The 19034-nt window shown below is 66.3% G+C and carries 18 protein-coding genes; 11 read left to right on the top strand and 7 right to left on the bottom strand.

The features are described 5' to 3' along the window. Positions 1–56 precede the first annotated feature (56 nt). The 3 genes from NQ204_RS15585 (at position 57) to NQ204_RS15575 (ending at position 4627) form a co-directional block, all read left to right on the top strand. On the top strand, positions 57–2801 hold the full coding sequence (locus NQ204_RS15585) for a TonB-dependent receptor (protein ID WP_256644345.1): 2745 nt from the start codon (positions 57–59) through the stop codon (positions 2799–2801). A 71-nt stretch (positions 2802–2872) separates the two neighbouring features. After that, positions 2873–3832 carry a pectinesterase family protein gene (locus tag NQ204_RS15580; RefSeq protein WP_256644344.1) on the top strand — a complete coding sequence of 320 codons (960 nt, stop codon included), beginning with the start codon at positions 2873–2875 and terminating at the stop codon, positions 3830–3832. Positions 3833–4195: 363 nt separating this feature from the next. Further along, the gene (locus NQ204_RS15575) at positions 4196–4627 is read left to right on the top strand and encodes a CBS domain-containing protein (protein WP_053461435.1); all 432 of its coding nucleotides are present in this window, start codon (positions 4196–4198) and stop codon (positions 4625–4627) included. A gap of 90 nt (positions 4628–4717) precedes the next feature. On the opposite strand, the gene NQ204_RS15570 is transcribed toward NQ204_RS15575, so the two are convergent. Both NQ204_RS15570 and gloA read right to left on the bottom strand, forming a co-directional pair. Continuing rightward, complete coding sequence (locus NQ204_RS15570; RefSeq protein WP_108770073.1) at positions 4718–5146, bottom strand: VOC family protein; 429 nt, start codon at positions 5144–5146, stop codon at positions 4718–4720. Positions 5147–5216: 70 nt separating this feature from the next. Beyond that, entirely contained in the window at positions 5217–5735 is a 519-nt protein-coding gene (gloA, locus tag NQ204_RS15565; protein WP_256644343.1) for a lactoylglutathione lyase, read from the bottom strand. A 125-nt stretch (positions 5736–5860) separates the two neighbouring features. On the opposite strand from gloA, the gene NQ204_RS15560 reads away from it, so the two are divergent. Next, positions 5861–6973, top strand: coding sequence for a PLP-dependent cysteine synthase family protein (locus NQ204_RS15560; protein ID WP_256644342.1), 1113 nt, complete (start codon positions 5861–5863; stop codon positions 6971–6973). 68 nt (positions 6974–7041) lie between these two features. Here the strand turns inward: NQ204_RS15560 and NQ204_RS15555 are convergent, their stop codons facing one another. Continuing rightward, a complete protein-coding gene (locus NQ204_RS15555) occupies positions 7042–7446 on the bottom strand; it encodes a hypothetical protein (RefSeq protein ID WP_256644341.1) in 405 nt (134 codons plus the stop codon). 210 nt (positions 7447–7656) lie between these two features. On the opposite strand from NQ204_RS15555, the gene NQ204_RS15550 reads away from it, so the two are divergent. Further along, positions 7657–9687, top strand: a complete 2031-nt coding sequence (locus NQ204_RS15550) for a M3 family metallopeptidase (protein ID WP_256644340.1) — start codon at positions 7657–7659, stop codon at positions 9685–9687. A gap of 156 nt (positions 9688–9843) precedes the next feature. Here the strand turns inward: NQ204_RS15550 and NQ204_RS15545 are convergent, their stop codons facing one another. Both NQ204_RS15545 and NQ204_RS15540 read right to left on the bottom strand, forming a co-directional pair. Further along, positions 9844–10647 carry an SDR family oxidoreductase gene (locus NQ204_RS15545; protein ID WP_256644339.1) on the bottom strand — a complete coding sequence of 268 codons (804 nt, stop codon included), beginning with the start codon at positions 10645–10647 and terminating at the stop codon, positions 9844–9846. Continuing rightward, the gene (locus NQ204_RS15540; RefSeq protein WP_116863483.1) at positions 10644–11210 is read right to left on the bottom strand and encodes a DUF1415 domain-containing protein; all 567 of its coding nucleotides are present in this window, start codon (positions 11208–11210) and stop codon (positions 10644–10646) included. The genes NQ204_RS15545 and NQ204_RS15540 overlap by 4 nt, the downstream gene beginning before the upstream one ends. A gap of 300 nt (positions 11211–11510) precedes the next feature. Here NQ204_RS15540 and NQ204_RS15535 point away from each other — a divergent pair, with 300 nt between their 5' ends. Both NQ204_RS15535 and NQ204_RS15530 read left to right on the top strand, forming a co-directional pair. Beyond that, the gene (locus NQ204_RS15535) at positions 11511–11999 is read left to right on the top strand and encodes a hypothetical protein (RefSeq protein WP_256644338.1); all 489 of its coding nucleotides are present in this window, start codon (positions 11511–11513) and stop codon (positions 11997–11999) included. 25 nt (positions 12000–12024) lie between these two features. Then, positions 12025–12870 carry a hypothetical protein gene (locus NQ204_RS15530; RefSeq protein WP_256644337.1) on the top strand — a complete coding sequence of 282 codons (846 nt, stop codon included), beginning with the start codon at positions 12025–12027 and terminating at the stop codon, positions 12868–12870. A 212-nt stretch (positions 12871–13082) separates the two neighbouring features. Here the strand turns inward: NQ204_RS15530 and NQ204_RS15525 are convergent, their stop codons facing one another. Further along, positions 13083–13286, bottom strand: a complete 204-nt coding sequence (locus tag NQ204_RS15525; RefSeq protein ID WP_256644336.1) for a hypothetical protein — start codon at positions 13284–13286, stop codon at positions 13083–13085. Between the two features lie 221 nt (positions 13287–13507). Between NQ204_RS15525 and NQ204_RS15520 the strand changes: the two genes are divergently transcribed. The 3 genes from NQ204_RS15520 to NQ204_RS15510 all read left to right on the top strand — a co-directional run bounded on the left by NQ204_RS15520 (position 13508) and on the right by NQ204_RS15510 (position 17365). After that, entirely contained in the window at positions 13508–14974 is a 1467-nt protein-coding gene (locus tag NQ204_RS15520; RefSeq protein WP_116863481.1) for a benzaldehyde dehydrogenase, read from the top strand. Positions 14975–14991: 17 nt separating this feature from the next. Then, complete coding sequence (locus NQ204_RS15515) at positions 14992–16119, top strand: NAD(P)-dependent alcohol dehydrogenase (RefSeq protein ID WP_116863480.1); 1128 nt, start codon at positions 14992–14994, stop codon at positions 16117–16119. Positions 16120–16276: 157 nt separating this feature from the next. Next, positions 16277–17365, top strand: coding sequence for a helix-turn-helix domain-containing protein (locus NQ204_RS15510; RefSeq protein WP_256644335.1), 1089 nt, complete (start codon positions 16277–16279; stop codon positions 17363–17365). Between the two features lie 115 nt (positions 17366–17480). Here NQ204_RS15510 and NQ204_RS15505 read toward each other — a convergent pair whose 3' ends face one another. Next, on the bottom strand, positions 17481–17963 hold the full coding sequence (locus NQ204_RS15505) for a YajQ family cyclic di-GMP-binding protein (RefSeq protein WP_108747403.1): 483 nt from the start codon (positions 17961–17963) through the stop codon (positions 17481–17483). Positions 17964–18054: 91 nt separating this feature from the next. On the opposite strand from NQ204_RS15505, the gene NQ204_RS15500 reads away from it, so the two are divergent. Further along, positions 18055–18951, top strand: a complete 897-nt coding sequence (locus NQ204_RS15500) for a DMT family transporter (RefSeq protein ID WP_116865383.1) — start codon at positions 18055–18057, stop codon at positions 18949–18951. Positions 18952–19034: the final 83 nt, after the last annotated feature.

The following is a 19034-nucleotide window of genomic DNA, read 5'->3' as shown; positions in this document are numbered from 1 at the left end:
GTCATCTCTTGAACGACACCCTCGACCGCCAGTAGCAGTGATTGCAAGGGATTTTCATGACGCACAGGCTGAATCGCAAAAAGACACCGGTTACCTTTGCCGCCAGCGCGCTGGCCAGTGCCGTGCTGCTGGCCCTGGCCGGCCCGGCTGCCGCCCAGGACGCCGCCGCGGCCAACCCCACCGAACTGGATGCGGTGACGGTGACCGGCTACCGCGCCAGCGTGGAGAAGGCGCTGGACATCAAGCGCTCGGAAAAGGGCATGGTCGATGCGGTGGTGGCCGAGGACATCGCCAACTTCCCCGATCTCAACCTGGCCGAATCGCTGCAGCGCATCCCCGGCGTGACCATCACCCGCGACGCCGGCGAAGGCCGCAACATCTCCGTGCGCGGCCTCGGCCCGGATTTCACCCGCGTGCGCATCAACGGCCTTGAGGCGCTGACCACCGTCGGCGGCTCCGACCAGTCCGGCGGCACCAACCGCAGCCGCGGTTTCGACTTCAACGTGTTCGCCTCGGACCTGTTCTCGCAGCTGATCGTGCGCAAGACCGCCTCGGCCGACGTGGAAGAGGGTTCGCTGGGTGCCACCGTGGACCTGCGCACCGCGCGCCCGTTCGACTACGACGGCTTCACCTTCGCGGCGAGCGGGCAGGGCAGCTTCAATGATCTTTCCGAGAAGGCCAGCCCGCGTGCGGCTGCGCTGATCGCCGATACCTGGGCCGACGGGCGCTTCGGTGGCCTGCTGTCGGTGGCCTATTCCGAACGCCGCGTGCGCGAGGAAGGCAGCAACACCGGCCGCTGGTACAGCGCCAGCAGCAACGGTGGCTTCAGCCCCAGCTCGCCGTTCACCGCCGGCCTGGCCGATGGCGTGTGGCACCCGTATTTCCCGCGCTACACGCTGCTGGAGCACGACCAGAAGCGCCTGGGCGTGACCGCATCGCTGCAGTGGAAGCCGACCGACAACACCGAGTTCGCGCTGGACGCGCTGTATTCGAAGATCGATACCGTGCGCAGCGAGAAGTACATCGAGGCGATCTCGTTTGCCTACTCGGCGCAGAAGCAGAACATGGTGCTGCGCGATGGCTACATCGACCCCACCTCCGGCGCGCTGCTGTACGGCCTGTTCGATGGTGCCGGCGTGCGCTCCGAACAGCGCCGCGACGAATGGAACACCGCCTTCAAGCAGGTCTCGCTGAGTGGCGAACACCGCTTCAGCGATGCGTTCAAGGTCAACCTGCTGGCCGGCCATTCCAGCTCGAAGCACGCCAACCCGGTGCAGACCACGCTGATCATGGACAAGGCCAACGTGTCCGGCTACAGCTACGATTTCCGCGACAGCGTCACCCACCCGACCTTCAACTACGGCATCGACCCCACCGACACCAGCGGCTGGACCCTGGCCGAAGTGCGCCTGCGCCCGCAGTACGCCAGCAACAGCTTCGACAATGGCGCGCTGGATTTCACCTGGAACTTCGGCCCGTCGTTCACCCTCCGTGGCGGCCTGCTCGCCAAGGACTATGAATTCGACACCAGCGAGTACCGCCGGCAGAGCGAAACCGTGGTGCCGGCCTTTGCCGATGGCAGCTACACCGTGCCGGCGGCACTGGTGGACATCGCCCGCCTGGGCGGCGTGGCCGGTTCGCCCGATGCCTGGGCCGTGCCCGACCTGGCCGCGTTATCGCAGCTGCTGGGCATCTACAGCGGGCAGGGCATCTACCAGTTGTACGAACGCAACGCGACCCGCCGCAGCGTGGAAGAGCGTGACCGCGGCGCGTGGCTGATGGGCGAGTTCGGCTTCGATGTCGGCAGCGTGCCGGTGTCGGGCAACGTAGGCGTGCGCCGGGTCAAGACCACCCAGTCCTCCACCGGTTATTCCACGGTGGATGGCGCGATGGTGCTGACCCATGTGTCGCGCGACTACACCGATACGCTGCCGTCGCTGAACCTGGTGGCCGAGCTGGCGCCGGACCTGATGCTGCGCTTCGGTGCGGCCAAGGTGATGGCGCGCCCCGGCCTGTCCTCGCTGACCCCGGGCACGACGCTGAGCCTGTCCAGCGGCCACCGCTACGTCAACGGCGGCAACCCGAACCTGGACCCGATCCGCGCACGCACGCTGGACCTGGGCGTGGAGTGGTACTTCCAGGAAGGCGGCCTGCTCGGCCTGGCGCTGTTCCACAAGGACATCGAAAGTTTCGTGCAGGGCACCAGCACGGTCATGCCGTTCAGTGCCAGCGGCCTGCCGGCCAGCCTGCTCGATGGCACCGGCGTGTCGCCCAATGAAGACTTCACCTTCACCCGTCCGTTGAACACGCCCGGTGGCGACCTCAAGGGTGCCGAGTTCAACTACGTGCAGCCCTTCAGCTTCCTGCCGGGGCGCTGGAGCAACCTGGGCCTGCAGCTGAACTACACCTGGGTCGATTCGCAGATCCAGTACCTGACCTCCACCGGTGCGGCCTCGCTGAAGACCGACCTGACCGGCCTGTCGAAGAATTCGTACAACAGCACGCTGTTCTACGAAGGCGAGAAGCTGGGCGCGCGCGTGTCCTACACCCATCGCGACGGCTACTACACCCAGGTGCCGGCCAGCGTGCAGGGCTTCAGCTTCCACGGCATGGATGCGGTGGACACGGTGGATGCCTCGATCAGCTGGAAGATCGACGACCACCTGGAAGTCAGCCTGGAAGGCATCAACCTCACCAATGAAACCACCAACGAGTGGGTGGGTACCTCGGCGTGGAAACTGCCGCTGACCTACACCCAGACCGGCCGCGAATTCCTGCTCGGCCTGCGCTACAAGTTCTGATCGTTGCACCTGGATCGCGGCCGGCACGCAACGCCGGCCGCCCTTCGTCCCTCTTGCCCGCAGGACGCCGCATGCTTCAGCTACGCCGATTCTCCCTCCCCCTGGCCGGCCTGCTGGTGCTGGCCGCGCTGCCTGCCGCCGCGCGCGACTGGGTGGTGGCCGCCGATGGCAGCGGTGACTACCGCAGCGTGCAGGCGGCCATCGATGCGGTGCCCGATGGCAATCGCACGCGCCAGGTCATCGTGCTGCGCGAAGGGCTGTACCGCGGCGTGGTGAAGGTGCCGAAGGAAAAGACGCGGGTGACGTTGCGCGGGGCCGGTGCCGGTGCGTCCGTCCTCAGCTGGAACAACTACGCCGATCTGGTCGACCCGGCCACAGGCAAGGCGATGCGCACCAGTGGTTCGGCCACGGTGTACGTGTATGGCGATGAGTTCATCGCCGAAGACCTGACCATCGAGAACACCGCCGGCAACGTCGGCCAGGCACTGGCGCTGTATGCCGCGCCGCCACGCGGCGGCTTCCGCAACGTGCGCCTGCTCGGCAACCAGGACACGCTGTACACGCACGAAGGCAGCGTGCTGCACTTCAAGGACTGCTACATCGAAGGCACGGTGGATTTCATCTTCGGGGCGGCCACGGCGCTGTTCGATGACTGCACCATCGTCTCCAAGGGCAAGCTGGGCTGGGTCACCGCAGCATCCACGCCGGAAGGGCAGCGCTTCGGCTACGTGTTCCGTCGCGCGCTGCTGCGCGGCGAAGGCGTGGGCACCGCCTACCTGGGCCGGCCGTGGCGGCCGTTCGCACGCACGGTGTTCCTGCAGTCCAACCTGGGCCCGCACATCGTGCAGGCCGGCTGGCACAACTGGGACAAGCCCGATGCCGAACGTACCACTTACTACGGCGAGTTCGGCAGCGTCGGTGCCGGTGCCTCACCGGAAGAACGCGTGGCGTGGTCGCATCACCTGTCCGGTGACGAGGCCGCGCAGTACACCACCGAGGCGGTGCTCGGCAGCTGGCGACCGTTCCCCTGACTTTGCACGGTCGGGCGGTTGCGCGTGCGTCGGCCGCGCGGGTGCGAACTTGAGCGGCTTGAAAGGGCTGTATTCAGCGCCGGTTTTGCCGCAGGTGCGATTCTCGGAATCGTCGACAGGTTCCACGACGAAGCGTCCCATCGGTGCCGGTAGTGGCCGCGCGGTGCAGTCGTAGAATCGAATCGTCCGAGGCCCCTGCAGGTTTTCCTTCACCGGCCTCGTTCGCGTTGCAGCACCAGCTGGTCGATGCAGTTCCTCGGCCGCACCGTGCGCCAGACGTGCGCTGAAAGGTCTGTTCCCGGGGAGGGGGCGATTCGGAAGAGCACACTTTTTGACTTCAGTGACCTGCACCAGGAAACAAGAATGAACGTCCGCGAACTCCTGCAATCCAAGAAAGAAGCTGTCATCACCATCGATTCGGAAGACACCATCGGTGCCGCCGCCCACAAGATGAGCGCGAATAAAATCGCTGCCCTGGTGGTGATCAAGGACGGGGTGCCGGTCGGCATCATCTCCGAGAAGGACATCGTGCGCAGCCTGGCCGACGATGGCCCGCAGGCCGGCCGCCGGGTGATCTCCACCGTGCCGACCACCGGCCTGGAAGGCATTGCGCCGGAGGCCACGCTCAAGCAGGCCATGTCGCTGATGACGTACTCGCGTCGCCGCCACCTGATGGTCACCGATGGCAACACGCTGGTCGGCATCCTCAGCCTGGGCGATATCGTGAAGAACCTGCTTGGCGAGCTGGAGCTGGAAAAGGCCGTGCTGCAGGACATCTACATGGCCGCCCACTGAGGCGACCATGCAGGACGAACGAAGCCGGGCATTGCCCGGCTTCTTCGTTGGTAGCGCCGGGCCATGCCCGGCGAGCGCGCAGCGCAGGAATCAGAAGCTGACTTTCACCGAGTCGGCGCTGTAGGTCGCCGGGCCGTGGTAGACCACTTCGATGTTGTTGCCGTCCGGGTCGAGCACGAAGGCGCCGTAGTAGCCCGGGTGGTAGGGCCGCTCGCCCGGCGCGCCGTTGTCGGTGCCACCTGCCGCCAGTGCGGCAGCGTGGAAGGCATCGACCGTGGCCGCATCACGCGCCTGGAACGCCAGGTGATGGCGTCCGGTCAGCTGGCCGGCGGCTGCCTCGCTGCTGGCGGTGGAAATGAACAGCTCGTCGGCCCAGAAATAATCCGGACCTTCGCCGGCGATGGGTATGCCGATGGCATCGAACACAGCCTGGTAGAAGCGGCGGCTGGCGGCCAGGTCACGCACCACCAGCTGCAGGTGGTCGATCAGGCGCCCGCGATGCAGTTCCATCGTTTCCATGCGTACCTCTTCAGAAGGGGGCCGCTCTGGTAGCGCCGGGCCATGCCCGGCGAGCGCCTGGCGCGGCCGGTCAGGCATTGGCGATGATCTCGACCCAGTAGCCGTCCGGGTCCTTGATGAAGGCGATGTTCTTCATGCGGCCATCGGTCAGGCGCTTCTGGAACGGCACGCCGAGGTCTTCGAAGCGCTGGCAGGCCGATTCCAGTTCCGGCACCGACACGCAGATGTGGCCGAAGCCGCGCGGGTCGCTGTTGCCGTCGTGGTAGACCGGGCCATCCTGGGTCTCGGTGCCGTGGTTGTGGGTCAGTTCCAGCACGCCCGGCAGGCCGGCCATCCACACGCGGCGGGTGGCATCGTCTTCCGGCACGGCCATGCCAGCCGGCACGTAGGCCAGGAAGTACAGGCTGAACTGGGCTTCGGCGAAATCACGCTTGTCGATCAGTTGGTAGCCGAGCACGCGGGTGTAGAAATCCAGCGAGGCGGTGATGTCCTTGACCCGCAGCATGGTGTGGTTGAACACGAAGCCGTGGGTTTCGGCCGGGGCCTGGGCAGCCACGCCGGCAATATCGCGCAGGGCGGGAAGGGTCATGGGGGAAGGTCCTTCAGACAGGGCCGTGATGGCCGGATGGCGTCATTCTACTGGCCGCCACCTGACGGCACTGCGACGTACAATGGACGGATCGCACCGTTCCGTCCTGACAACGATTGCCCGCCATGTCGCAGCGTGAATGGGTGGCCGCCGCCATCCGCAAGATCGAAGCCGATTTCAACCGTTCCGCCGATACCCATCTGATCCCGCTGGCACTGGCCGGGTTCGAGGGCATCGACGTGTACCTCAAGGATGAATCGAGCCATCCCACCGGCAGCCTCAAGCACCGCCTGGCGCGCTCGCTGTTCCTGTACGCGCTGGCCAATGGCTGGCTGCGTGAGGGGCGGCCGGTGATCGAGGCGTCCAGTGGCTCGACCGCAGTGTCCGAAGCCTACTTCGCGCGCCTGCTCGGCCTGCCGTTCATCGCGGTGATGCCGGCCACGACCTCGCCGGAAAAAATCGCCGCGATCGAATTCCACGGCGGCCGCTGCCACCTGGTCGAGCGCGCCTGCGACCTCAACTGCGATTCGGAACGGCTGGCCCGCGAGACCGGCGGCCATTTCATGGACCAGTTCACCTACGCCGAGCGGGCCACCGACTGGCGCGCCAACAACAACATCGCCGAATCCATCTTCAAGCAGATGGCCGAGGAGCCCAGCCCGATCCCCGAGTGGATCGTGTGCAGCCCCGGCACCGGCGGCACCGCAGCCACCCTCGGCCGCTATGTCAGCTACCGCCGGCATGACACCCGCATCCTCTGTGCGGACCCGGAAGTCTCGGTGTTCTTCGATGGCTACCAGGCCGCCGTGGCAGGCGAGCCGGACTGGCGCGGGCGGACCTGCAGCGGCGGTTCGCGCGTGGAGGGCATCGGCCGGCCGCGGGTGGAGTCGAGCTTCATCCCGACCAGCGTCGATGCGATGGTGAAGGTGCCCGACGCACTCAGCTTGGCGGCGATGCGCCACGTCAGCCGCCAGATCGGGCGTCGCGTCGGCGGCTCCACCGGCACCAACTTCATCGGCGTGCTGCAGGCCGCGCAGTGGATGCGCGAAGCTGGCCACCAGGGCAGCATCGTCAGCATCCTGTGCGATGCCGGCGAGCGCTATGCGCACAGTTATTACGACCCCGCGTGGTACGGCCGCCAGGGCATCGACGTGGACGGCGCCGACGCGCAGCTGGCCGCGGCCGTGGCCGGGCAGGGCCTGCCCGCATTGCCGTGGTGCAGCCTGGAAGCGTTGTAACGCGGCAGGATGCCGGCCAGGTAGCGCCGGGCCATGCCCGGCGAGCGCAGCGGGGTTTCAAGGGCCGCTCAATACCCCGCATCCATGAATGCATCGAGCAGGGTGTCACGCAGGGCATCGGGCAGCGCCTCGATGTCCATCGCGCGGTCGTCCAGGTGCAGGTGCGGATCCAGCACGCTGGCGCGGCCCTGGGCCAGCGCCTTCAGCCACAGCAGCACGCAGATCACGAACTCGCGCTCGTGGCCCGGCTGCAGGCGGCTGGCACCACGTTCAATCACCTCGAACGGGTACCACTCCTGCGTCTCGCTGAGCCGGCCCCCCTGGCGTTGCAGGGCCCTCAGCTGGGCCAGGTGGCGCGGTGCATCGTCGCCGACATCGCACAGCGCGGCGATCCAGGACAGCTCGTCCGTGGTGGCGGTCAGCGCCAGTGAACGGGCGGATGACGCGGTGGAGCTTGGAGCCAGATCTTCCATGTGGGCCTCCTCATGACGTACCGCTGCGGTCTCCCCCGCCGTGCCAGCTTCGGCGCAGGCCCGTAAGGCCGACGTGAATGCCGGGGTTCCGTGGAAAGCTCCATTCATGCATGGCGTGGATCTACCGGGGATACCCCTTGTCTGGCGGCCCGGCCAGCGCCATATGGACCGGGATGCCCGCCTGCCGGGCCCGTTTCCTGGAGATCTGCCGTGACCGTTGCCAACCCCCTGCTCGCTGCTTCCGGCCTGCCGCCCTTCGAGGCGATCCGCCCCGAGCATGTGGCGCCGGCGCTGGACGTGCTGCTGGCCGACGCCGAAGCCGCCGTCAAAACGGCCGAGCAGGTGCAGCCGGTGCGCTGGGAAACCTTCGTGACCCCGCTCGACGATGCCACCGAACGCCTGTGGCGCGCCTGGGGCCTGGTCGGCCACCTGCAGGGCGTGGTCAACACCCCCGAGCTGCGCGAGGCCTACAACAGCAACCTGCCGCGGATGACCCGCTTCGCCAGCGCGCTGGGCCAGAACCTGGCGCTGTACCGCCAGTACCAGGCGCTGGCCGCTAGCCCGGAAGCGGCCAGCTTCGACGAGGCGCGGCGCAAGGTGCTGGACAACACCCTGCGTGATTTCCGCTTGGGCGGTGCCGAACTCGACGCCGACGCCCAGCAGCGTTTCGCCGCGATCAAGGAAGAGCTGTCGGCGCTGTCGGCCAAGTTCTCGCAGAATGTGCTCGACGCCACCGATGCCTGGTCGCTGATCGTGGAAGACGAAGCGCGGCTGGCCGGCGTGCCGGACGACGTCAAGGCCGCTGCCCGCGCCGCCGCAGAGAAGGACGGCAAGCCCGGCTGGAAACTGACGCTGCAGATGCCGTGCTACCTGCCGGTGCAGACCTGGGGCGAAGACCGCGACCTGCGCGAGATCCTGTACCGCGCCAGCGCACAGCGTGCGTCCGAATTCGGCGATGAAGCGCTGGACAACGGCGGCAACATCGACCGCATCCTCGCCCTGCGCGCCGAACTGGCCGCGCTGCTGGGCTTTGCCTCCTACGCCGATTATTCGGTGGCCACCAAGATGGCGCAGGACCCGGCCGAAGTGCTGGCCTTCCTTCGTGATCTGGCCGCCCGTGCCAAGCCGTTCGCCGGCAAGGACCGCGCCGAGCTGGAACAGTTCGCCCGTGAACAGCTGGGCATCGACAGCCTGCAGGCCTGGGACCTGGCGTTCGCCGCCGACCGCCTGAAGCAGGCGCGCTACAGCTATTCCGAGCAGGAAGTGAAGCAGTACTTCACCGAGCCGAAGGTGCTCGGCGGCCTGTTCTCGGTGATCGAGCAGCTGTATGGCCTGCGTGTGCAGGAAGACAGCGCGCCGGTGTGGCACGAGGACGTGCGCTTCTTCCGCCTGGTCGATGCGCAGGGTGCGTTGGTCGGCCAGTTCTACCTCGACCTGTACGCGCGCGAAGGCAAGCGCGGTGGCGCGTGGATGGATGATTGCCGCAACCGTCGCGAGCGTGCCGATGGCAGCGTGCAGACGCCGCTGGTCTACCTGGTGTGCAACTTCGGCCGCGGTGCCAACGGCAAGCCGGCCACCTTCAGCCACAACGAAGTGACCACGCTGTTCCATGAAATGGGCCACGGCCTGCACCAGCTGCTGACCCGCATCGGTGAACTCGGCGTGGCCGGCATCAACGGCGTGGAATGGGATGCGGTGGAGCTGCCCAGCCAGTTCATGGAGAACTTCTGCTGGGAATGGGACCACCTGCAGGGCATGACCGCACACGTGGACACGGGCGAGCCGCTGCCGCGCGCGCTGTACGAGCGCATGCTGGCGGCGCGCAATTTCCACAGCGGCATGGCCACCGTGCGTCAGCTGGAATTCGGCCTGTTCGACATGCTGATCCACAGCCAGTTCGAACCGGCGCAGGACAGCGTGCTGGCGTTGCTGGACCGCGTGCGCAGCGAAGTGGCGGTGAACCATCCGCCGGCCTGGAATCGCTTCCCGCACCAGTTCAGCCACATCTTCGCGGGTGGTTACGCGGCCGGTTACTACAGCTACAAGTGGGCCGAGGTGCTCAGCGCAGATGCCTATGCGGCATTCGAAGAAGCTCCGCAGGCGCTGGCTGAAACCGGTGCGCGCTTCCGCGACGAAATCCTCTCGCGCGGTGGCAGCCGTCCGGCGGCGGAGAACTTCAAGGCGTTCCGCGGCCGCGCGCCGCAGATCGACGCGTTGCTGCGCCATTCGGGCATGGCGTAAACGCGGGGGCGTCATCCACGCATGGCGTGGATCTACTGCAATGCTCCTGCCAAAACAGGCGGTGCATCCCGGTAGCGGCGGGCCATGCCCGGCGAGCGCGCAGCGCGGCGCGGCAAAAAGAGCCGCCGGGCGTGGCCCGGCGCTACCGCCCAGCGGTCATTCGGCGTAGATCATCTTCCGGGTCATGCCGCCGTCGACGATGAAATCCTGGCCGGTGCTGAAGCCGGACAGCGACGACAGCAGATACACCGCCAGCGCGCCGATGTCTTCGGGTTCGCCCACGCGGCCGACGGGGTGCTGGCCGTGGTCGGTGGCCGAATGCTCCGGCGCATGCCGACGTGAGGGCGCCTGCCAGGCTGTGGTGGTGATCCAACCGGGGCTGATGCTGTTCACGCGTACCGCCGGGCCGGCACTGATCGCCAGCGCGTGGGTGAAGGCCACCAGCCCGCCCTTGGCCGCAGCATAGGCCTCGCTGTTGGCTTCCGACTGCCACGCGCGGGTGGAGGCCACGTTGATGATCGAACCGGCCGCGCTGGCCTTCAGCGCCGGCAGCGCATGCTTGCTGCACAGGAACGCACCATGCAGCGAGGACAGCCGTCGCTGCCACTCGTCCCATTCCATGTCCTGCAGCACGGTGCCGTGCGGGCCGGCGATACCGGCGTTGTTGACCAGGCCATCGATGCGGCCGAAACGCTGCTGCGCCGTGCCGATGAAGTCGCGCACGCTGGCTTCGTCGGCGATGTCCAGGCGCTGGAACGCGGCATCGTCGCCACGCTGCCATTCGTCCAGGCAGGCCTGGCCTGCTTCCACGTCCAGGTCGCCGATCAGCACGCGGCCACCGGCGCCCAGCACGGCCTGCGCCACGCCGCGGCCGATGCCGTTTGCCCCGCCGGTGACCAGCACCACCTTGTCCTGCAGCGGTGCCGCCGGCCACGCAGCGATGGGCGGGGCCGCGCTCACGACAGGTCTTCCCCGCGCAGGCGGCGGTGCCAGCCGGCCACGCCGATGCGGTCCAGGGTCTGGATGTTGCGCTCGACGATCACGTCCGGGTCCGGGAAGGCGTCCACCGCGCGTTCCACACTTTCCTCGCGCAGCAGGTGCAGGGTGGGGAAGGGCGCGCGGTTGGTGTAGTTGCTGGCATCGTCGGCGGCCACGCCATCGAACTGGTAGTCCGGGTGGAAGCTGGCCACCTGCAGGATGCCCTGCAGGTCCAGTGCCTCGATGGCGGCGTCGGCGTTGTCGAGGAAATCGTTGTAGTCGAGGAAATCGGTCAGCACCTGCGGGTGCACGATCAGGGTGGTGTCGATCTGCTCGGTGGGGGTGTCGCGCAGCAGCACCAGTTCCTCGGCCAGCTGTTCAACCAGCGCCTCGGGCGTGGTCGCATCGCTGAGCACGAAGCGGACCTGGTCCTTCACGTACACGGCCTTGGCGAACGGGCACAGGTTCAGGCCGATCACGATGCGCTCCAGCCACAGGCGGGTGGCGGCGATCGGATCGTCGGTGGGCAGGACGGGGTCGGTCATGGCGGGCGCTTCGGCTGGCGGGGGCCGCCATTGTAGGCAGTCGCCCGCGGTCGCGCCGCTGGACAGGGGCGATGAGCTGAATGCCATCCCTCCCTCTATGGTGCGTAGCACTCTCTGCGCTAGGGCAGGCTGGCGGCGAGGGCGTCCAAAAATACAATTATTCTGATGGGGTTTTCATTGACGGCAATTTTTCTGAGTTATAGGGTGGTGTCGAGCAATGAGAAATCTTTAGCTCGATCAATCAATCATCGGCATGGGATTTGAAGAGATGAGGAACTTATTTTCGTAATTCTGATGGTCGTGAGTTGTTATTCAATTTCAGTATTTGCGATGCAGTCAGGACGTTCCGAAGGTGTGGGTCCTGAAAATGTTGTGCTCGCGTACGCTCCTATCAATTCTTTGGAGCAGCTTGATGATCATATGAATGCTCCGACGCTCGATTCGCCAATGATGGCGTTATCGCAAAGTGCGAGAGAAAGATTCATGGCGGGGCTGCAGTTTGGTAGCCAGGGGTTGGCTAGCTATGACTACGAGCCAATTACATCTGAACTGACCGCTGCTCAGGCATATCGACTTCTTTCACTGTTTGGTGCTCAGCGTACTCTTTCATTGCTGCCGGGCTTGGAAATAGAGTCTGCATCTGACTGGGAAGTCATGAATTTTTCGGATGCTGAATTTTCAAAGAAGGGTGGTCCTGTGCATGATATTATCGACTACCCCGGATTTGCCTGTGTTCGTCGAGCGACTTGCACTGTTTCTCCGCATAGTATTTGCATGTCGAGCTGCTGACTTGGTGGTTCGCGCATTACTTCTGGTGTTTCTGGTCCTGTCGCCCGTAAACCTGCGGGCGGCAGACCCGATAGATTCTCGCATCATTGAGCTGGACCGCGCCTTGATCGCGGCAGGCGCTGCTGACCGTGCGGAGCAGTTGGCTGCAACATACAGAGAATGGAAAAGACGCAATCTTTCAGGGGACAGTTCCTCGCACTTGAGTGATGCCATTCTTCACGAGTCATTCCGGGCAGGTGCGCGAGTATCCCTATATCTCGGCGATACATCATCACTTCTTGATCTTGAAGAAATTTATCTGCAGATGGTTGGAAGGAACATAGCTGGTCGTAGCGAACATCTGGCAATGTACGGAGCGCTTATCCAGAATCGTGAATTCCACCGCGCCAGTGCTTTGGCAAAGCGAGAGAATTTGTCGGTTCCCGATCTTCCTGTCATAAGCGGGGCACGGAGTGATAAGCAAGGTGTGCTCCAAACATCGAAGGATGGCAGGTTGGAGTGGCGCCATTGGGTTTATCGGAAGGGCTACGAAGTGATTGCCTATGTTAGTCCAAGCTGCGGCTTCTCTCGCGTGGCGATGAAGTCTATTTCAGAAGAGGTTGAGTGGTCATGGATAAGACCGAACATTAGATTGGTTGTTCGTCGGGCGCCGTTCTGGCCTTACCCCGGTGTCAGTGAGTGGAATGAGGTGAATGAGCTTCTTCCAATGCGAAGTCAAGCTGGAGCAGTGGGGTGGGGTGCTCTGGATGTTCTCGAAACTCCGGTTTTTCATCTGGTTCAGGATGGGGCTGTAATAAAAACGATATATGGGTGGCAGGATTCTGGTGCGGAGCTTGCGGAGATGCGCAAGTACTTTACGGAAGGCCATTGATCTGGGAGGTCTGCTATTCCGGGTATGCAGTAACTTGGCAAGGGGTTCCCGGGCCAGGGGATGCAGTGGCCTGGAAGCAGGTCGGGAAGATAGCCGGGGCATAGCGCGGCGCCATAGAGCAAGCGTTGGGTGGGGGCGAACAATCGTTGCCGATGCTGGATTTTTGGCGCCGTTCGCCTCCGTGCGTTGCCGATCACTCTCACCTTTGAGCGCTAGGTAACATTGGGAGGCTTCGCCTTGTAATCGGACAGCGTTGCACGCTTGTCTGCGCCGCTTTCGTCGATAACACCGGTGACTTTACTCGTCTTGGCAGCGCGGTAGCACACGATCACCATGAGGTCGCCCACTTCGGTGCAATTGATGCCGCTCGCCAGTCCCGAGAACGCTTCTGCGCTGATGTGCGCCTTGATACCCAAGTGGCTCTAGTTTCGGTATCGGTCATGGCGGGCACATCGGCTGTCGGGGGCCGCTATTGCAGGCAGCCGCCCGCGGTCGCGCCGTTCACTGTCCACGCACTGGACAGTGGCGATGCTGGAAAGTCCCATCCATTCAAGCCCTTGCCGAGATCGCACCGATGGCTGATTGCCTGCGCGGCGGGCCAGGCGTGCAATGGACGCACGACACAGGAGGACACCTCATGACTGCATCTTCCCCGTGGCTGCCGGACGAACTCTGGTCCGGTGCCTTCTTCGACGGCCAGTGGCAGGCCGCCGGCCAGCGCCAGCCGGTGATCGAACCGGCCACCGGCCAGACCCTCGGCGAGGTCGGCCTGGCCGACGCCGCCCAGGTCGCCACCTCGGCCGCCACCGCCGCGCAGGCCCAGCAGGCCTGGGCCGCCGCCCCCTATGAACAGCGTGCGCAGGTGCTGCGCCAGGCCGCGCGCCTGGCCGAAGACAACATGGACACCCTGGTGGACTGGCTGGTGCGCGAAAGCGGCTCGACCCGCCTCAAGGCCGGCTTCGAGGCCAAGGTGACCATCAAGGCGCTGCACGAAGCCGCCGCGCTGCCTTCGCGCAGCACCGGCGAAATCCTGCCATCCGAACCGGGCCGCCTGAACCTGGCGCGGCGCCGTCCGCTGGGCGTGGTCGGGGTTATCTCGCCGTTCAATTTCCCGCTGTACCTGGCCATGCGTGCGGTGGCACCGGCCATCGCGCTCGGCAATGCCGTGGTGCTCAAGCCCGACCCGCGCACCGCGGTGTGCGGTGGCGCGGTCATCGCCCGCCTGTTCGAACAGGCCGGGCTGCCGGCCGGCGTGCTGCACATGCTGCCCGGTGACGGTGCCGCCGGTGCCGCGCTGACCAGCGATCCGCACGTGGCGATGATCCAGTTCACCGGTTCCACCGCCGCAGGCCGCAAGGTCGGCGAAGCGGCCGGCAAGCACCTGAAGAAGGTCTCGCTGGAACTGGGTGGCAAGAATTCGCTGATCATCCTCGACGATGCCGACCTCGACCTGGCCGTGGCCAACACCGCCTGGGGCGTGTATCTGCACCAGGGCCAGATCTGCATGGCCACCGGCCGCGTGCTGGTGCACAGGAAGATTCATGCCGCGTTCCTGGAAAAGCTGGTGGCCAAGGCCAAGTCGCTGAAGGTCGGCGACCCGGCACGCGAAGACGTGGCGATCGGTCCGCTGATCAACGCCACCCAGCGCGATCATGCCGCCCGCGTGGTGGCCGACGCGGTCAAGGCCGGCGCCACGCTGGAAGCCGGCGGCACCCACCAGGACCTGTTCTTCGCGCCCACCGTGCTCGGCAACGTGGCCGCCGACAACCCGGCGTTCAACGAGGAAATCTTTGCGCCGGTGGCCGTGGTGGTGCCGTTCGACGATGACGACCAGGCCGTGCAGCTGGCCAATGACAGCGAGTACGGCCTGTCGATGGCCATCGTGTCCAGCAACGTCGGCCGCGCGCTGAAGCTCGGCGAACGCCTGCGCACCGGCTTGCTGCACATCAACGACCAGACGGTGAACGACGAAGTGATCAATCCGTTCGGCGGCGTCGGTGCGTCCGGCAACGGCACCAGCATCGGCGGCCCGGCGAACTGGGAAGAGTTCACCCAGTGGCAGTGGCTGACCGTCAAGGGCGAAGCGCCCGCCTATCCGATCTGATCGAAGGAACCATCACGATGAACGACAACACCGCAACGCGTGAGATCACCGCCGCCGTGGTCCGCGGCAAGGAACAGCCTTTCGTCATCGAGCAGGCGCAGCTGCGCGGCCCGCAGGACGACGAGGTACTGGTGAAGGTCGTGGCCACAGGCCTGTGCCACACCGATCTGATCGTGCGCGACCAGTACTACCCGGTGCCGCTGCCGGCGGTGCTCGGCCATGAAGGCGCCGGCATCGTCGAGGCCGTGGGCCCGAACGTGCGCGACCTGAAGGTGGGCGACCACGTGGTGCTGACCTACGGCGCCTGTGGCCACTGCAATCCCTGCCGCGGCGGCCACGGTGCCTACTGCAAGGATTTCTTCGGGCTCAACTTCGGCGGCGACGATGGCCACGGCCATACCGCCATCACCGATGCGCAGGGCCAGCCGCTGCACGATCACTTCTTCGCGCAGTCCTCTTTCGCCACCTTCGCCATCGCGCGCGAGATCAACGCGATCAAGGTGCCCGACGATGCGCCGCTGGAACTGCTGGGCCCGCTGGGCTGCGGCATCCAGACCGGTGCCGGAGCGGTGCTCAATTCGCTGAATGTGCGCTCGGGAAGCAGCTTTGCCAGCTACGGTGCCGGTGCGGTGGGGCTGAGTGCGGTAATGGCGGCCAAGGTGGCCGGTGCCACCACCATCATCGCCATCGATGTGGTGCCGTCGCGCCTGGAGCTGGCACTGGAGCTGGGGGCTACCCACGTGGTCAACAGCCGCGAGACCGATGTGGTGGAAGCGGTGCGTGCGATCACCGGTGGCGGCGCGGATTTCGCGCTGGAATCCACCGGTCGCCCGGAAGTGCTGTCGGCCGGCATCGAGGCGCTGGGCGGGCTGGGCATGATGGGCGTGGTGGGTGCGCCGAAGCTGGGCACCACGGCCAGTTTCGATGTGAACAACCTGCTGCTGGGCGGGCGCAGCATCCGCGGCATCGTCGAAGGTGACAGCGTGCCGCAGGTGTTCATTCCACGGTTGGTGACGCTGTTCCTGCAGGGACGGTTCCCGTTCGACAAGCTGGTGAAGTTCTATCCGCTGGAGCAGATCAACCAGGCGGCCGAGGACAGCACGCGCGGGATCACCCTGAAGCCGATTCTGCGGATCGCGTCGTAACGCCCGGTAGTGCCGGCCCCTGGCCGGCATGGGGTCGGATCCGTTTTCCACCGGAAAACGGCTCCGACCCCTTGTTCGAACACGTCTTTGAACGGAAACACTCCGTTGCCGGGACGTGACGCGGGCATGGCATGCGCGGGTGTACTCTGCTTCCATGATGGCCACGACAGTCGGGCAACAACAGCTGGCCGCCGCGCGTGCTGCGTTCGCGGAAGGCGATGTGCAGTCCTTGGCGGTGTTGCCGCTGCCGCTGCAGCACTCCTGGCAGCGTTCGCGCGCGGCCGGGGTGCAGCCGGGTCAGGAGCCTTACTACCCGCCGCTGCAGGGCGATGGCCTGCGCCTGCGCGATCCCGAAGACCGCCGCCTCGCGCGCTGTGTGCAGCCCGAACTGGAACAGCTGTGGGCCGCCTTCGGTGGGCGTGGCTGGACCATGTTCTGCGCCAACCGTGAGGGCCTGGTCATCGCGCAGCAGGCGCATGGCCTGGAGGATGCGCCACTGCTGCGGCCGATCCAGGTCGGGCGGCGGCTGGGCGAGGCCGAGATCGGCACCACGGCACCAGCGGTCAGCCTGGCCGATGACATGCCCGCGCTGGTGCGTGGCAACGAACATTACCTGCAGCGCTTCGCGCCGGTGTTCTGCCTCAGCGAACCGCTGCACGACCTCGATGGCCAGGTCTGCGGGGCGATCGACATCACCGGCCTGAGCGAGCGTGATCCGGCGCTGCTGCAGGGCTACTTCCGGCAGGCCGCGCTGGCCAGCGAGAACCGTTTGTTCCAAGGGCTGGCCGATGTGCACCTGCTGGCCGTGCAGCACGATCCGCGCTGGCTGGCCACGCCGCTGCAGGGGCTGTTGGCGGTGCAGGATGATGGGCAGCTGCGCGCCGCCAACCGCGTGGCACGCCGCCTGCTGGGCCTGCCGCGCCGCGGGCCGTTGCCTCTGCTGTCGATGGAGACGGTGTTTGCCGGTGCCAGTGCCGCGCAACGGCGCCGGCTGCTGCAACCGGGACCTGCACACCGGGTGCGGCTGGGCGAGGGCAGTGCGGTCTACCTGCAGCACCTGCGCGCACCGCGTGGGCCCCGCACGCGGGTGGTGGCAGCACCGATGACCGTGGCCGACGTTCCATTGCGCCAGCAGCAGCGTGAAGCCGCACGGCGTGCGGCGCAGGCGGCCGAAGGCAATCTCAGCCTGGCCGCCCGCCAGCTGGGTATCTCACGCACCACGCTGTACAAGCTGCTGCGCGATTAGGCGGGCGGTCCGCCGGGCATAGCCCGGCGCTACCGCTGCAGCGTAAAGCCCGGGGCGCGCCGGTCATCCATCGCGCGACACCCCGGTAGCGCCGGGCCATGCCCGGCGGCATCCATCAGTCGCGGAAGTTGTTGAACTGCAGCGGCAGCTCGAACTTGCCGGCCTTCAGCACCGCGATGGCGTCCTGCAGGTCGTCGCGCTTCTTGCCCTGCACGCGCAGCTTGTCGCCGTTGATCTGGCTTTCGACCTTCAGCTTTGCTTCCTTCAGGGCAGCGGCGATCTTCTTGGCGATCTTCTGCTCGATGCCCTGCTTGACGGTAATCTTCTGCCGGGCCTGGGCCAGGTTGGTCTCGATGTCGCCAAACTCCAGGCTCAGCACGTCGATGCCGCGCGCGGCCAGGCGGGCACGCAGGATGTCGTTCATCTGCTTGAGCTGGAACTCGGTCGGCGCGGTCTGGTTGATGACATCGCCCTCGCGCTCGAACTTGGCTTCCACGCCCTTGAAGTCGAAGCGGGTGGCCAGTTCGCGGTTGGCCTGGTCGATGGCGTTGGTCAGTTCGTGGGTGTCGACTTCGGATACGACGTCGAAGGAAGGCATGGGCGTGGCTCCGCGGAATTCAGTGGCCACCATTCTATCGCGGCACCCGTGCCCGGCGCCCGGCGGGGCACGCGGTCGGCGATAATGGGCCATGAACGCGCAACGCTCCCCTTCGCGCGCGGTGACCTGGATGGTCGCCGCCGTGGCCTGCTTCTCGCTGATGGACGCCGGCATGAAACAGCTGTCGGCCAGCTATCCCTCGCTGGAGGTCACCTTCCTGCGTGGCGCGGCTTCGCTGCCCTTCGTGCTGGTCTGGGTGCTGGCCAGTGCCGGCCCGCGCTCGCTCATTCCGCGCCGCTGGGGCCTGCACCTGCTGCGCGGCGGCCTGGGCATGGCGATGATCGGCTGCTTCGTATACGCATTGCGCGACCTGCCGCTGTCCACCGCCTACAGCATCTACTTCGTGGCCCCGCTGCTGATCGCGGCGCTGTCGGTGCCGCTGCTGGGCGAGCGGGTCGGACCGCGGCGCTGGGTGGCCATCGGCGTTGGCCTGCTGGGCGTGATCGTGGTGCTGCGCCCCGGCGTGGATGGCTTCATTTCCATTCCCGGCCTGATGGTGCTGGCCGCCGCCACCGCCTACGCCATCGCCGCCATCACGGTCAGCCTGCTGACCCGCACCGACACCTCGCAGTCGATGGTGGTCTGGTTCCTGGTCATCATGGCCATCGGTGCCGGCCTGCTGGCGCTGCCGGGCTGGGTGCCGCTGCAGCTGGCGCATGCGCCGCTGATCGCCGGCATGGGCCTGGCCGGCGCGCTCGGCCAGATCGCCCTGACCCGCGCCTTCCAGCTGGGCGAGGCGTCGATGATCGCGCCGCTGGAGTACAGCGGCCTGGTCTGGGTGATCGGTTGGGACCTGGCCTTCTGGGGCCAGCTGCCGGATGGCTATACCTGGGCTGGCGCGGCAATCATCGTGGCCTCGGGCCTTTATCTGCTGCACCGCGAGCGCCTGAACCGGGTGCAGCCGCCGAAACCGCTGGACCATCCCTGAGCCTGGGGGTAGTGGGGGGGGGGGGGGGGGGGGGGGGGGGGGGGGGGGGGGGGGGGGGGGGGGGGGGGGGGGGGGGGGGGGGG

Origin of the sequence: Stenotrophomonas testudinis (genome assembly GCF_024499815.1) — a bacterium.
Taxonomy (GTDB): Bacteria; Pseudomonadota; Gammaproteobacteria; order Xanthomonadales; family Xanthomonadaceae; genus Stenotrophomonas.
This window is presented reverse-complemented; position numbering and strand designations above follow the sequence as displayed.